Origin of the sequence: Beggiatoa alba B18LD, from assembly GCF_000245015.1 — a bacterium.
Taxonomy (GTDB): Bacteria; Pseudomonadota; Gammaproteobacteria; order Beggiatoales; family Beggiatoaceae; genus Beggiatoa; species Beggiatoa alba.
In genome coordinates, this window is record NZ_JH600070.1 from 3,653,860 (window position 1) to 3,669,328 (window position 15,469).

General features: G+C 40.8%; 14 protein-coding genes. 7 read left to right on the forward strand and 7 right to left on the reverse strand.

Annotated elements, in window-relative coordinates:
- Positions 1-34: 34 nt before the first annotated feature.
- From BEGALDRAFT_RS15020 to BEGALDRAFT_RS15035, 4 genes are all read right to left on the reverse strand, one after another.
- On the reverse strand, positions 35-433 hold the full coding sequence (locus BEGALDRAFT_RS15020; protein WP_002691420.1) for a hemerythrin domain-containing protein: 399 nt from the start codon (positions 431-433) through the stop codon (positions 35-37).
- A complete protein-coding gene (locus BEGALDRAFT_RS15025; protein ID WP_002691422.1) occupies positions 424-1,641 on the reverse strand; it encodes an MFS transporter in 1,218 nt (405 codons plus the stop codon). Before BEGALDRAFT_RS15025 ends, BEGALDRAFT_RS15020 begins: the two co-directional genes overlap by 10 nt.
- Positions 1,642-1,730: 89 nt before the next feature.
- A complete protein-coding gene (locus BEGALDRAFT_RS15030; protein WP_002691424.1) occupies positions 1,731-1,982 on the reverse strand; it encodes a hypothetical protein in 252 nt (83 codons plus the stop codon).
- A gap of 16 nt (positions 1,983-1,998) precedes the next feature.
- Entirely contained in the window at positions 1,999-2,265 is a 267-nt protein-coding gene (locus tag BEGALDRAFT_RS15035) for a nitrogen fixation protein NifZ (RefSeq protein WP_002691426.1), read from the reverse strand.
- Positions 2,266-2,535: 270 nt separating this feature from the next.
- On the opposite strand from BEGALDRAFT_RS15035, the gene BEGALDRAFT_RS15040 reads away from it, so the two are divergent.
- The 4 genes from BEGALDRAFT_RS15040 to BEGALDRAFT_RS15055 all read left to right on the forward strand — a co-directional run bounded on the left by BEGALDRAFT_RS15040 (position 2,536) and on the right by BEGALDRAFT_RS15055 (position 6,446).
- The gene (locus BEGALDRAFT_RS15040) at positions 2,536-2,868 is read left to right on the forward strand and encodes a HesB/IscA family protein (RefSeq protein WP_002691429.1); all 333 of its coding nucleotides are present in this window, start codon (positions 2,536-2,538) and stop codon (positions 2,866-2,868) included.
- Between the two features lie 181 nt (positions 2,869-3,049).
- Positions 3,050-3,943, forward strand: a complete 894-nt coding sequence (nifU, locus tag BEGALDRAFT_RS15045; RefSeq protein ID WP_002691432.1) for a Fe-S cluster assembly protein NifU — start codon at positions 3,050-3,052, stop codon at positions 3,941-3,943.
- A 13-nt stretch (positions 3,944-3,956) separates the two neighbouring features.
- The gene (gene nifS, locus BEGALDRAFT_RS15050; RefSeq protein WP_002691434.1) at positions 3,957-5,168 is read left to right on the forward strand and encodes a cysteine desulfurase NifS; all 1,212 of its coding nucleotides are present in this window, start codon (positions 3,957-3,959) and stop codon (positions 5,166-5,168) included.
- A 234-nt stretch (positions 5,169-5,402) separates the two neighbouring features.
- Positions 5,403-6,446, forward strand: coding sequence for a hypothetical protein (locus BEGALDRAFT_RS15055; protein WP_002691436.1), 1,044 nt, complete (start codon positions 5,403-5,405; stop codon positions 6,444-6,446).
- 115 nt (positions 6,447-6,561) lie between these two features.
- Here the strand turns inward: BEGALDRAFT_RS15055 and soxA are convergent, their stop codons facing one another.
- The gene (gene soxA, locus BEGALDRAFT_RS15060; protein WP_002691438.1) at positions 6,562-7,800 is read right to left on the reverse strand and encodes a sulfur oxidation c-type cytochrome SoxA; all 1,239 of its coding nucleotides are present in this window, start codon (positions 7,798-7,800) and stop codon (positions 6,562-6,564) included.
- 659 nt (positions 7,801-8,459) lie between these two features.
- Here soxA and BEGALDRAFT_RS15065 point away from each other — a divergent pair.
- Positions 8,460-9,653 carry a hypothetical protein gene (locus BEGALDRAFT_RS15065; protein ID WP_002691440.1) on the forward strand — a complete coding sequence of 398 codons (1,194 nt, stop codon included), beginning with the start codon at positions 8,460-8,462 and terminating at the stop codon, positions 9,651-9,653.
- A gap of 258 nt (positions 9,654-9,911) precedes the next feature.
- Here BEGALDRAFT_RS15065 and BEGALDRAFT_RS15070 read toward each other — a convergent pair whose 3' ends face one another.
- Positions 9,912-10,529 (reverse strand): hypothetical protein, encoded by a 618-nt coding sequence (locus tag BEGALDRAFT_RS15070; RefSeq protein ID WP_002691442.1) that lies wholly within the window; start codon positions 10,527-10,529, stop codon positions 9,912-9,914.
- A gap of 392 nt (positions 10,530-10,921) precedes the next feature.
- On the opposite strand from BEGALDRAFT_RS15070, the gene ileS reads away from it, so the two are divergent.
- Entirely contained in the window at positions 10,922-13,753 is a 2,832-nt protein-coding gene (gene ileS / locus BEGALDRAFT_RS15075) for an isoleucine--tRNA ligase (protein WP_002691448.1), read from the forward strand.
- A gap of 556 nt (positions 13,754-14,309) precedes the next feature.
- Here the strand turns inward: ileS and BEGALDRAFT_RS18475 are convergent.
- Positions 14,310-14,642 carry a hypothetical protein gene (locus BEGALDRAFT_RS18475; RefSeq protein WP_002691449.1) on the reverse strand — a complete coding sequence of 111 codons (333 nt, stop codon included), beginning with the start codon at positions 14,640-14,642 and terminating at the stop codon, positions 14,310-14,312.
- A 316-nt stretch (positions 14,643-14,958) separates the two neighbouring features.
- On the opposite strand from BEGALDRAFT_RS18475, the gene BEGALDRAFT_RS15085 reads away from it, so the two are divergent.
- On the forward strand, positions 14,959-15,366 hold the full coding sequence (locus BEGALDRAFT_RS15085; RefSeq protein ID WP_002691451.1) for a sulfur globule family protein: 408 nt from the start codon (positions 14,959-14,961) through the stop codon (positions 15,364-15,366).
- The last annotated feature ends 103 nt before the right edge of the window (positions 15,367-15,469 follow it).

Below are 15,469 nucleotides of genomic sequence, written 5' to 3' on the forward strand. Positions count from 1 at the left end.
AAATGTTCGTGTTTTTCGTGCCTTTCGTGGACAATTAAGCAGAATAATTCACTCTCTGCAAATGCACCGCTAACGCGCTATCCATCGTTTTCGTATGTAATGCAAACCATTCAGGCAATCTATCTTTGATATAGGCTCGCCCAAAACTAATCATGCCTTTATCAACCCGTTGTTTAAATTGTTTTAATTCGTTTATAACTCGTTGATGTTCTGCTTGATGCTCACCAAGTGCGGGAAATTTTGTTGCTACCATCAGCTGATTTTCTTTATCAAAATGCGCTTGGGTATGCGTTAATAATTCAGTAAATAAAACTTTAAAATCCGCATTATTGGCATCGTGGGTTTTATTGACAAGCGCGACAAATTCTTGATGCGTATCATCCATTAACGGCAATCCTAATTGATAAGCGTCTGACCAATCCATTAAAGGCATGTTCTTTCCTGTGTGGGTAAGTAGGTGAGTATAGGACGTTGAGCATAACGATTCAGCCAAACTAAAATAGGCAGAGTGCTGGCTGTCAAAATAGCAAGGCTTGCCACTAAGGGCATCCCCAATAATTCACCCGTTGGGGAGAGATGAAGTAAGTAACCTGAGCATAAACTGCCTAACGCACTAGCAATGTGTTGAATAGTCGCATTGAGTGCAATAAATCCACTGCAACGTGTTGTTGCGCTGTGTTGAGCGAGCCAATTTGTTACGGCAATATTACGCAGGGCAAATGCAACCATAAAACCAACAAATAACGGTAAGACAAAAGCAGTCGGTGGTGTTTTCACAAAACCTTGATATAGCACGAAACAGAGTAAAATTGTGCCTGTGATTGCAAAACTCGCAAAGCCTAAACGATTGATAAAGTAGCCACTGCCTTGCATCGCCAAAAAACTCGCAATTCCACCCACAAAATAAAGCAGACCAATTGAATCGCGAGGATAAGCTAAGTTGTATTGTAGGTAAACTGACAAATATGGAATGATAAGAAAGCCTGTAAACATGGTTAAAGCAGTAGTTAAGTACAGTAACCCTGATTTTTGGCGAAATTGATTGAATAGAAGGCTAGCATTGACATGTACCAGCGCAATATCGCGTTGTGTTGGTAAATAGCGATAGGCAAACAAGAAAATAGCAATACCTAGCCCTTGCAATAAGATAAACGGCAATCGCCAATGTCCTAACTGTGCAAGCTCTAAGCTGGCAGGTACGCCGATAATAGTGACAAGCGAAAAAGCACCCATCACAAGGCTCAAGGCACGTGGGCGTTGGTTGCTAGGAATGTGGTAAACAATCAGGGCGATTGCAAGCGCAGTAACAGGTGCGCTAAAAAATCCCGCGAGAAAACGCCCTATTAATAAACTGGGAAAGCCTTCCGCATAGGCAGTTATCGTGATGCCAGTGAGTAAGCCTGCAAAGCTGTATAGCATGGCTTGACGGCGAGAAAATCTATCGAGGAGAAAAATGCAAAATAGCGCGGAAATTGCCGCAGCCCCTTTATGAACGCTGCCTATCATGCCCATATGCGCAGGTTTGATGCCTAAAGCATGTATTAAATCTGCACCTAATGGCATGATTATCATAAAATCCATGATATTGACAAATTGAATCGCGGTGATTGTCAAAACCATGAGTAGAAATTGCCGAGACATTGCTATTTTATTACAAACCTACGGTTTCTAATTCTAAAGTTGACTGTAGGCACAACGGCGATGATGTCCCTACAGTTTGAGTAAAATAGTTAAGTATGAGTAGTATTTTTTTCTTGCACAATAAAATCAATAAGCTCTTGTATTGTATCAACTTCAAGCCAACCTTGTGGCTTAATTTGATACTGTCGTAAAACCTGCCCGACAAATTCGTCCCCTGCATCATGCTCCTCGAATAAATCGCCAACAATTTGATAATGCAATTTTTTCGGGTCAAGCACTATACCTTCAGGTTTTAACAAAAGATTTAATGTGTGCAATACATCATCTGCGGTCAAAGACATAATTCACCCCCACGCATTAAGCTGTGATTTTTTCAGTTGTCAGCTCTTCGGGCAAACAGCCTGTTGGTGCACCTAATGTGGTATCTGGTAATTCAAAACGCACCAAAAAGATTTTTTGTGGAGGTTCTTCTTCTGTTTCCCCTATATTCACAATAACGCCCCGTGTCCCTGCTGAAGCAATTAATTCACCCGCTTCTAAGACAGGAATCCCGCCTTCTTCATCGTTATAAATATCAACGGCTGCATAAACAATATCACCCATTTGCACGTAATTTAAACTCATAACTGAGGCATCCTTTTTGAGAGTGAGAGAGGGAGAAAATACAATACCTGTGATTGATTCGATTAAAAACCATATTTTTATTAAGGGTTTGTGGCGTTTGCTACAAAATACCTGACAAGTACGCTTTGCTACATTGATTTAGCCTAAAATGAGCACTTTAAACTTAAGTAAAAACAATGAATAAAAACTTGTTTTTCTGAGTGGCACACCACTTGCTAACCTAAGAACAGCAATTTTAACGCAAGCTATATGCCAAACGGAGAAAAACACATGATTACATTGACAGACAGCGCAGTCCAAGCCATTGGTCGTTTTATTAAAGGTGCTGACACCAGCGTAGCTGGATTGCGCGTGATGATTACAGGGGGCGGTTGCTCTGGGTTTCAATATGGTTTGCGTTTAGAAGAAAATGCAGGCGCGGATGATACCGTTGTGGATTGCGGTAATGGCGTAAAAGTCTTAATTGACCCCATCAGCGTGCCTTTATTAGCGGGTGTAAAAATCGATTTCGTTGATAGCATTGAAGGTTCAGGTTTCAAATTTGAAAATCCCAATGCAACTTCTTCTTGCGCCTGTGGTAGCTCTTTCTCAGCAGGTCACTAAGATTTTCTCAAGGCAGTTCACACTGCCTATTTTTATATAAAAAACAACTCTCGACCCTTTTTAACGGTTGCAGGCGTGAGTCATATTTCAGAGATTGCCCGTTTTTCTTCCAAGCCAATGATATTAATAAAAAGATTGGTTTATTGATTAAGCACTTGATTTGATAGCAGGAGATTTATCCATGTGGGACTATTCCGATACAGTCAAAGAACATTTTTTTAATCCTCGTAATGCTGGGGCAGTTCCAGAAGCGAACGCCATTGGCGAGGTGGGTTCCATCTCCTGTGGTGATGCGTTACGTTTAAGTTTAAAAGTTGACCCTGAAACCGAAGTGATTTTAGACGCAGGTTTCCAAACCTTTGGTTGTGGTTCTGCGATTGCCTCCTCCTCTGCTTTAACCGAAATCATCAAAGGTAAAACCTTAGATGAAGCCTTAAAAGTCAGTAACCAAGATATTGCTGATTTCTTAGAAGGCTTACCACCCGAAAAAATGCACTGCTCCGTCATGGGACGCGAAGCCTTACAAGCCGCTGTTGCTAACTACCGTGGTATTGAATGGAAAGATGACCACGAAGAAGGCGCGTTAGTCTGCAAATGCTTTGCCATTGATGCCGTGTTGATTGAAGAAACTGTCCGCGCCAATGGATTACGTAGTGTTGCCGACGTGACTAACTACACCAAAGCGGGTGGTGGTTGCTCCGCTTGCCATGAAAAAATTGAAGAAATCATTACCCAAGTTTGGGCTGAAAAAGGCGAATCCATTGATTTTAATGCACGTCCTTTAGTGGCTGAACCAGCCAGCGGGAAGAAATTAACCAACGTGCAACGAATTCGTCGTATTGAAACGATTTTAGAATCTATTCGCCCACAACTTCAACGCGACCGTGGTGATATCGAATTAGTTGATGTTGAAGGCAATACCATCTATGTCAATATGATAGGTGCTTGTGCAGGTTGCCAATTAGAAGCCCAAACGTTACAAGGTGTTCAACAGCGTTTAATGGAAGATTTAGGCGAATTTGTCAAAGTTGTACCAGCAAAAGTACGTGAACAACTCGTTCAATTAGCAAAATAAAGTGGGGTGGGTTATGACAACGGGTATTTATTTAGATAACAATGCGACAACGATGGTCGACCCTAAAGTTGTGGAAGCCATGTTGCCCTTCTTTACAGAACAATTCGGCAACCCTTCTTCTATGCACAGCTTTGGTAATAAAGTTGGCTTAGCCATTAAAAAAGCTCGCCAACAAGTTCAAGCCTTGCTGGGTGCAGAACACGATTCTGAAATTGTATTCACCTCTTGTGGCACAGAATCAGACTCTACCGCCATTTTATCCGCACTAAAAGTTTATCCTGAGCGGAAAGAAATCATTACAACCGTTGTTGAACACCCCGCTATTTTAAATCTGTGTGAACAACTGGCAAAAGAAGGCTACAAAGTTCATAAACTCCATGTTGACGAAAAAGGTCGCTTGGATATGGATGAATATAAAGAGTTATTAGACGAAAAAGTTGCCATTGTTTCCGTCATGTGGGCAAACAATGAAACGGGTACATTCTTCCCCGTAGAAGAAATGGCAGCCATGGCTCACGAAAAAGGGGTATTATTTCATACCGATGCGGTGCAAGCGGTTGGTAAAATCCCCATGAATTTAAAAGACAGCAAAATTGATATGCTGTCCCTCTCAGGTCACAAACTCCATGCACCTAAAGGGGTCGGTGTGCTCTACTTGCGTCGTGGCGTGCGTTTCCGTCCTTTACTCCGTGGTGGACATCAAGAACGGGGTCGCCGCGCAGGCACAGAAAACACCGCCTCTATTGTGGCATTGGGTCAAGCCGCAGAAATGGCAATGGAAGCTATGGATTTTGAAAACAAAGAAGTCAAAGCCATGCGTGACCGTTTAGAAGCAGGCATTTTAGCCGTTGTGCCTAACTGCTTTGTCACGGGTAATCCTGATGACCGTTTACCCAATACCGCAAATATTGCCTTTGAATATATCGAGGGTGAAGCCATCCTGATGCTATTAAACAAAGCGGGGATTGCCGCCTCTAGTGGTTCTGCATGTACATCAGGCTCATTAGAACCTTCCCACGTGATGCGTGCTATGGGCATTCCCTACACCGCTGCTCATGGCACGGTGCGCTTCTCCTTCTCCCGTTACAACACCATGGAAGAAGTAGAAAAAGTCATTGCCGCAGTACCGCCGATTGTTGCCCAATTACGTAAATTATCGCCTTATTGGTCTGGTGACGCACCTGTCAAAGACCCAGAAAAGGCATTCGCACCAGTTTATGCTTAAGATAACCTACATACTTAGACAATTCTTTTACAAATAAAAGAATGTTTGTGACCAGTAACGCAAGGTTGTCGTAAGTCTTACAATGAAGGGGAGGAGAAATTGTGAATACATTTCTCTTCCCCTTTGTTCTTTAAAAGTTATACAAATCCTCTGCATTAAGGATGACTGGAAGGATTATTGCAAGGGTCATATTGTCGAGTCGTTTTAACCCTTTCTGTTGCAGGTTGAAAAATCATGAGTACAAAAACGGATTTAACAGTTACATCAGTTGGTTTAGATAACACTGAACAATCAGTGTTGAATGTTGCAGTCAACCTGTTAAAAAAACATCAAATTCACGCCACTTTATTATCACCCGAAGACAACAATGGACAGATTGTCGTGGTTGATTTAGATAAACCCATCGGTAAAACCTTTTATCAACAATTCCAATCCGCAGGGAAAAGACAACTCATTTTATTGTCTGATAACATTATTAATGACAACCGTCATTTAATGCTTAAAAAACCCGTGCTTGTGCAAACGCTAAAAGATTTGCTGGTTGAAACCTCAAAACAACCCGCTAATAAAACATTTACTAGCCCACCAAGTTCTATTGTCGCGCCCCCCTGTTTGCAATTAAGTACAAGTACAATTGCTAACCCGCCAAAACCCCAACGAACCGTTGTAACGACAGACAGTTTATTTCAAGTTTTACGAAAAGCACGCACGGAAGGGCAAATTATCCAAGTTTTTTACTCGCCACATCCCCCGCTATTTATTGATGGTAAACAAGGTATTATTGCAACCTCTTGTAGCCGTGAACTGCTTTATAAAATTGTTTTTAATCAATATAATTCTGTACGAACACAAGTGCTAACAGAAGCAGATTTCCAAATTTTATCCAGTGGTAAACAAATTCTTTCATTAGAACAAGTGCTTTGGTATGCAACGCTGTACGGTTCACAAACTGAGTTACTGGGCGATATTTCCCCAACAACGCCTGTACGTCTTAAAGCATGGCCTAATCTATCTCGCTTAGAGTGTGAACCCGTACACATTCAACTTTCTGCCTTGTTAGCCAGTCAAGCACTAAGCTTAAAACAAGTGGAAGAAAAAACCTGTTTAGAATGGGGAATTATTGTCGGATTTTATAACGCGGTTGCTTTAGCAGGACTCATTGAGGTCAACCATAAAACGCTCCATACAACTGCACGGCATAAAGCACCGCAAAAAACACGCTTATTTAACCGTATTTTGCAACGGCTTAAACTTCAATCTAGCATTCCTGCCATATAAAAATGAGGGGTTTAAATCCTGAAAATCCTGATTCAGACAAAAAAAGACCTGTTAGGTTTTGAAAACCTAACAGGTCTTTGCTCTATTTTAGAAAACTCGCCGAACTAAGATTTATTTAATGACGAATACCAGGCACTGATAAATTTTTACCATTGCTTAACTGCATTAAATACAGCTCAATATCGCCATACTCAGGCGCATCAGGTGGCAATTCATTCGCTCTAACGGCAACCCCACACCATTGCAAGCGTTTACGAATATCCCAAATCTCTGCACGACTGGTTCTGTATGTTGGGAAGTGGTCTAACATTCCGTCAAACCCAGATAGATATTGCCCGCGCACCCAATGATTTGCGCCAAACACATGGCAATCATTACAAGCAAAATTCAACTGCCCAATTTTCCGTGTCATCAACTGCTCGCCCCGTTTTAAAGCTGCTTTAGTCGCTTTATCCCCTGCATTGATTTGAATAGGCTGCCCATTTGCCAAATAACGTAAATAAATTGCCAACCCTAAATTTTCTTCTGACTGCGCTAAATAACTTTCACCAGTCGTTGCCATTGCGTGACGTGTGACAAACTCCTCAACGCCCACAACCTTCTTTAATCGGGGCTCATATTTCGGCATAGACGCTGCCCATGTTTTAAAAGCTTGCTCCGCCTGCTCATGACAACTTGCGCAAGATTTTCCTGTCGCCCCTGTTTGTTTAAACAACTTCTCGCCTAACTCAGTACCAAACATGGCAGGATTTTCAAATGCATCTAAATTCGCCCTAGTTTCCACTGGCACAGGGCGAGTTTTCGGGTTTTCTTTATCATCTGTAAATTGCGTTGCTTTATTCAACGTTTTCAAATACGCCACAATATCCATAATTTCTGCGTCACTAAAAACTTGATGCGCACCCCATGGTGGCATTACTGAAGCGGGATTATAAACACGCGGATCATAAATATAATTGAACAAATGCTCATCCGTCCGCCCCCATGTTGCCACCGTTGACAAATCAGGCGCGATATTTCCCGCTAAATTTGCGTTAGGCATTACATGACAGGCATAACAACTGCCACCACGAGAACGATCAGCAACCAGTTTTTTGCCTTTTTCAGCGTCTCCAGCAGCTAATTTATCAATCTTCTTAATTTTTCCAACTTTAGGAGAACTATTTTTATCCAACGAATTAAAGTTACTCCAATTATCGCTACTCCAATCCTTATACCGCTTCCAAGGCGATACATAAGCAGGCTTTTTCAATTCTAAAGGCACAGCCGACGATATTTCTGCTGCCCAGACAACAGGAATAGAACCAAGTAATACACTAACACTAACAAGATAAAATGATGTAATAAAACGCATTTTTCCTCCTCTGAGTAGCCTTGTCGAGACGCACGATTATATAAGCGTTTCTCCCTACAGCTATAGACCAGTTTTGTCTAAGGATATAAAAAAATCTATGTAAGTAACCTCGAAATTGACTGCCACATTCACCCAACAACAGCACAATCTACCCCACACATTTAAAACGCTCCTTCCTAACTTGCCTACAAGGATTATTACTTATTCTTAACCTATCGAACTCCTCATCGACTAACGGTTCTCACGCATCAATACAAGTTAATCAAGAAATAACCCAATTAATACCTGAATTTAAAAAAGATTCATTAAATCTCTATTTTTTATATAACAAAAAATTATCCTTAAAATAAATTTTTTTAACAAAATACTACTTATTTTTTAACTAACTAAAGTATCAATAAATCCAAAAAGATACTAAAGCAACAAAACTACGTTATAATCGCCACATGTGTCTATAACACCACATTTGTATCTTATAACTAACAAGTTCTTTATAAATACTTATAAAAACCGTTAGTTAATCATCATAATTTCAGCACACTTTAGCGGTTGAAAGACAAATTAAAAAAGATACATAGTTGGTTGAAGATACTAAATATCTTTGATGATGTAATCACTAACTACATTTACCTTTTACTAACGAGTAACAGAGTATTTACATGAAAACAAAAACATTCATTAAGATGACAACAGTCGCACTGCTAGTGAGCAGTTCTGTTGCCTCTGCTATAGAGCTAACGGATTACGTGACCCCTGACAGCTTTTACCAACAATCCTATTTAAGCGGTAGCTTCAACTTAAATAGCGGTAATCAAGACCAAACCAGCTACAACGGTAGCTTTTCTGGTTCTTACGACATGACCTACAGCACCCTGCCTTTTGTGTGGGATGTTGCCGTAGATGGTCGTACCGACTTTGAACGTGGCGGTGAAAGTGATGCATCCACCGATAAAAGTTACGACTTTTTTGCCAGCACGACTGCTGATAAATACTTTAACGATAATAGTTTATTATTCGGCTTTGGTTCTGCTGACTTAGGCTATCGTCGTCTATTAGGTGCAGACGAAGCAGATGACCCCTATGCTAAATTAGGTGTTGGCGTGGGTTATGGACGTATTTACAACGCGACTCCCTTAGCAAAAGCCATCAGGGTTGTTGAAGACCTCGTTAAATACCAAGTATTAAGCAAAGAACCTTCAACCAAAGGTTACATGGAATTAGCCAGCGTCATCGACCGTGAGTCTGAATTCATCAGCAAATACAGCCTGAAAGAGTATAAAAAATACTGGGTTGAAGCGATGGAAGACATTTTACGTCGTGATGGCGTATTAAAAACTGAATCACTGGGTGCGTTAGGTGTTATCCGCATTCAAGAAATTCTGTTCGACGAACGAGTTAATAAACGTGAACATGGCTGGGTTGTTCGTGGTGGTGTGGGCTATATCGCCTCTAACTATGACGGTAGCGACTCCGACCCCTCTTTAGACGTGATTTTCGAATACGGCTTACCCATTGGGTTACAATGGCAATTGATTGAACGTGCTGAATACTCTACCATCTTAGGGGGTGACGTTGGACACAGATTCCGCAATATTTTAAGCCTGACCTACGAAATCACTGATGCCATCGACTGGGAAAATGAGTGGGAATTAGACTATTTAAAACCCACAGATACCCCACCTGATAACATCATTTCTAATACATTGGCATCTACCCTCCGTTACTATCTCACCAATCGTTTAAGTGCAGATTTAACACTTGAATTACGGGATATTGAAGACGATATCGACGGTAATGGTAACGATGATACAGAAAAATCCGTTTTATTCGGGATTACTTACCGTTTAAATTAATTTGATGTTGTTTAAGTAAGTTGTCATAGAAAAGCCCCGTTAATGCGTATTAACGGGGCTTTTGTTTTTTATACATATAAACCAAGCAGAACTTGGCGAGCAGGCAACTCAGATTATAGTAACCGTATTATAAAGTGATTTAAATTTAGGACTGCCAGTCCTCGGCATCGTTTTATAGTACGTTTACTATAATTAACCTGAGCTTGGTGATATTCTTTTAAAAAGACAAGAGCTTGTCTGAATCAGGATTCAGGGTAATTAATCATCCTCGCTCTCATCATCTTCGTCATAATCATCCTCGTCATAATCCATGTTGCTCAAAGTTTCCTTTGCTGTTTTCGCAACTAAAGGGTCTTTGTCTTCGGTTAACGTCATAATCTGCTCAGTCGTTAGACGGTCTGATGAAGCCAGTTCTTTACGAACTTCAGGGTCGCTATGGGTTAATAATTTCTCATACCATTCAATATTATCAATCGTTTCAGAACCGCAAAGTCTATGCAAGATGTTAATCAGTGCAATCAACAATGAGGTGTCATTACGCTGAATAATCTGCTTGATGTGTTCTTGCGTGAGAAATTGTTCACATAAATCATTACGCAATAAATCCTCAACTACCGATTTATTTTTATCACTTATCAAGTGGTTAAATGTCTCTTGGGTTAAGAGAGAAAAACTGGCAAGCTCTTGACGAACTTGGTAATGTGGATGGTGGGCTAATAAAGCAACAATGGGTTGCCACTCTGCACCAGCGTTATAAACAACATTGCTGAGTATTCGTTGCAATACTTCATAATCTAAACTAATTTTCTCATCATTCACCAACAAAGCAATTTCAAATACAGGTTGTTCGGCTTTTTTCTGTTTCGTGGTTTTCATATTTCACCTTTGTCAAGTTAAAGAATTTTCCTATCTATCGCTCTACCGCTAAAAACTAATTTATCATCAGCAATTGATGATAATGTATAAATTTATATGTTATTTATAACATGTAATTATTAACGGCTACAAAAAATTATACACGATAACAAAATAAAATCTATAGAAAAATAAATATTTTTTTGATTATTAAACAAATTTACAAAAATAAAATAATTCATTCGCTTGTAAATATAAAAACGCATCAATTAATATCATCTTTAAAATCTATTGGCGTATTAAAAACGAACAGTCGCCATTGCCCGCACGAAGACAAAAGAAATCGTATGAGTTATTAAAAAAATCCCCTACAATGAAAACTTTTCTATAAACACCCGATTGGTTGTGACGAGATGACAGCGAAAGACTATAAAGACACATTGAATTTACCGAAAACCGATTTTTCCATGAAGGCAAATCTGCCAAACCGTGAACCAGAAATGCTGGTTCATTGGGAAAAAATTGATTTATATCAACTCATCCGCACAGCAAGCGCAGGTCGTCCTAAATTTGTTCTGCACGATGGACCACCCTATGCCAACGGTGATATTCATATTGGTCATGCTGTCAATAAAATTTTAAAAGATATTATCGTCAAAGCCCGCACGCTTGATGGTTACGACGCGCCCTATATACCTGGTTGGGATTGTCACGGCTTACCGATTGAGCTACAAGTAGAAAAAAAATTCGGTAAAGCAGGGCATAAAGTTGATGCGCGTGATTTTCGCACCAAATGCCGTGAATATGCAAAACAACAAATCGATAAACAACGTACTGATTTTAAACGCCTCGGTGTCATCGGTGACTGGGAAAATCCCTATTTAACGATGGATTATAAAACCGAAGCCAATATTATCCGTGCTTTGGGCAAAATCCTTGAAGCAGGACACATTTATAAAGGCTTTAAACCTGTGCATTGGTGTGTCGACTGCGGTTCTGCGCTTGCAGAAGCAGAAGTCGAATATGAAGAAAAGAAATCATTGGCTATCGATGTGCGCTTTAGCGTTGTAGATGAAACGGCACTACTTTCCCGCTGTCACCATGTTCCCGAACACAACGGCACGGGTGCAATTTCCGTCGTTATCTGGACAACAACCCCATGGACATTACCTGCTAACCAAGCCGTTGCACTGAATCCAGAGTTGGAATACGCCCTTGTTCAATGCGAAGGACAATATGGCAAAGAACGCCTGATTATTGCCGAAAAACTCCTAAGCGCGACTATGATGCGCTATAACATTGAGCAATATCACGTTGTTGCCTACTGCCAAGGTAGCGACTTAGAAGGACTTTTATTACAACATCCTTTCTATGACCGCCAAGTGCCCATTATTCTGGGCGCACATGTCACTACGGAAGCAGGCACTGGCGCAGTACATACCGCACCAGGTCATGGTCAAGATGACTATGTTGTCGGACAAAAATATCACTTATCTGTCGACAATCCTGTTGATGGTACAGGTAAATTTTTACCTGATACACCCTTATTTGCTGGCGAATCCGTCTATTCTGCTGACCCGCATGTCATTGAAATTTTAAAAGCACGCGGTAAATTAGTGCATGAACAACGGATTACTCACAGTTATCCACATTGCTGGCGACATAAAACCCCTATTATTTTTCGTGCAACCCCGCAATGGTTTATCAGCATGGATAAAAAATCTCTGCGTGACCAAACCCTTGCCGCGATTAAAACCGTTGCGTTTACTCCAGACTGGGGACAACAACGTATCGAAGGCATGATAGCCAATCGTCCCGACTGGTGTATCTCTCGACAACGCAATTGGGGCGTACCGATTACCCTGTTTATTCATAAAAAAACAGGCGAACTACACCCACAAACCCTCGAACTATTGGAAAAAGTTGCGTTATTAGTAGAAAAATCAGGAATAGATGCATGGTTTGACTTAGAACCCACTGAACTATTAGGCGCGGATGTCGCAAATTATGACAAAGTCAGCGACACGCTCGACGTATGGTTCGACTCAGGCACGACCCACTATGCCGTATTAGAAACCCGTTCCGAACTCACCATGCCCGCTGACCTCTATTTAGAAGGTTCAGACCAACATCGCGGTTGGTTTCACTCCTCAATACTTGCCTCTGTCGCCATGCGTGATGGTGCGCCCCCTTATAAAGGCGTATTGACGCACGGCTTCACCGTCGATGCGCAAGGGCGAAAAATGTCTAAATCCCTAGGCAATGTCGTCGCACCGCAAGAAGTGATGAAAAGTTTAGGCGCGGACATTCTGCGCTTATGGGTTGCTGCGACAGATTATCGGGGAGAAATTACGGTTTCTGATGAAATTTTAAAACGCATTGCCGATGCATATCGCCGTTTACGTAATACAGCACGTTTCTTACTGGCAAATTTAGACGGCTTTAATCCAGAAACCGACATTGTCAGCCCTGAAAATATGCTTGCCTTAGACCGTTGGGCGGTTGACCGTGCCTATCAAGTACAACAAACCGTTACCCAAGCTTATACTGACTATAACTTTCATGTGATATATCAAAGTGTTCATCATTTTTGCTCTATCGACATGGGCGGTATTTACTTAGACATTATCAAAGACCGTCAATATACGATGCAAACCGACAGTATTGGCAGACGCTCGGCACAAACCGCGCTCTATCACATTGTCGAAGCCTTAACCCGTTGGCTTGCACCAATATTAAGTTTTACTGCGGATGAAATTTGGCGACATATTCCCGGTCAACATGGGGCTTCTGTACAATTAGAAACATGGTATAAAGGCTTATTTCCCTTAGCGATGAATAGCAAAGTTAATGCACAAGCATGGGAAAGTATTTTCACAGTTCGTGATTTTGTGAGTAAAGAACTGGAAAAATTACGGATTGCGGGCAAAATTGGTGCGTCTTTAGAAGCGGAAGTCGATATTTATTGCGATGGTGATTTATATCAACAACTCACAGCGGTTGAAGATGAACTGCGTTTTGTCTTTATCACTTCCTATGCAACCGTGTATCCGCTCAGTGCTAAACCTGCTGATGCCGTTGCAGGTGAAGGTTTTGCCCTTGTTGCACGTCCTACGACACATAAAAAATGCGTCCGTTGCTGGCACTACCGCGAAGATGTCGGCACTCATGCAGAACATGAGGAGTTATGCGGTCGCTGTGTGGATAATGTTGCTGGAGAAGGGGAAAAACGGGTTTATGCGTAGTTTTATGATGGCATAATATTTTTTCTGCCATTCATATTTTTTATATAACCCTGCTTAATATTCGTTAAGCGGGGTTATTTTTTGGCGATTGAATCTTTATAATAACCTGAGTTCGGCAAATTTTATAAAATAAAACAGATACCTGCTAGGTTTTAAAAACCTAGCAGGTCTTTTTTTGTCTGAATCAGAATTCACAGAATTTTCAGAATTAGCAGAATTAAAAAGCGTGATTCGCATTAATTTCTTGGTTTAACCTGAGTTCGGCGAGTTTATTTTAAAAAGATAAAAGCTTGTCTGGTGAGTCCCGATGAAAAACAAGAGAATAATCTCTGCCAGTCCTTCAAACCTTTTCGCGTGTTCCGACAGACCTGCTAGGTTTTGAAACCCTAGCAGGTCTCTATTTTATTTTATAAAACTCGCCGAACTCAGGTTAGTCTAAATTCAGCAATGCAATCAATCATTAGTTTATATTTCCCCTGAAAAGCATTCGTAAAAATTGGGCGGTTGAAAATGGTCAACAGAGAGTTGCATGGATAGCAACTCTCTATTTTTTTAACTATTGGGTAGGCGTTGTTGCAAGACAGTTTTCGGGCAGTACGCTAATTTCTATTAAATTTACATATGTTCCCCATTGATGAATACCAATAGTTGTATCTGCTTTACGTGCTTTTAGCCAGACAGGTAGCCCTTCTTTTTGTAAAAGTATGGGTAAGTTTAACGGATGGATTTTTTCACCTTGTGTGCCTTCTATCCCAAAAAATCCGCCTTCTATGGATAAACTGATTACTTTGCCTGTCAGTTCTATCACGGTATCTTCTGTTTCTGCCATCGTTAGGTTGTGGTGCATACCTAAAAAGAAAATAATAAATCCCCAAATCAATTTATGCACTTGCTACTCCTTTTTGTCCTTGTCATATCGTCATAATAACTTAATAAACTGCATGGCAAATAACCCATAAAAAAAATTAAATACCCTATAAGAAAAACTAACTATTAGTTATTGCTAATATACTTCTACGGGTGTATAGTTTGCCTCGTATATTAGATGTTTCTAATACATGATTTTTAGCATTGAGCTATAACACGATATTATTACTGACTAACAACAGAAGTGCCTACTATAATTTCCTACGTAGTATAAGTTATAGTCATGGTTGCTTGTGTTACGTATGAATTGAAACAGATAGAAGCTAAGGAGAAATCTAATGTTAAAAATTGCCAAAGTGTTAGCGTTATCTGCTGTTTTAGGTGCTGGCGTTGCCGCAGCACCTGCACAAGCATGGTGGGGTGCTCCTGGGTGGGGTCCTGGTTCAGGTTCAGGTTGGAATGATTGGGGTCCTTTCGATGGTTCAGGTTGGGGCGATTTCAACATGAGTATGGGCGGTGGTGGTCGTGGTTATGGTCGTCAATATAGTAACTATGGCTACTATCCTTATGGTGGTTACGGTGGTTATCCTTATGGTGGCGGTTATGGCTATCCTTACGGCGGTTATGCACCTGCTACGCCTTATGGTTACGCGCCTGCCGCGCCTTATGGTTACGCCCCCCCTTATGGTGCTGTTCCTGCAATTCCTCCAACTGCACCAACAGCCCCCGCGCCAGATGCCAAATAATTTAAGATAGTCTTTATCTTTGATTTAGAAGGCGTAGCGATATGAAAGGAGTGATATTTAAAATATCACTCCTTTTATGCTTTTAGGGTTTCTCAATTTTCCC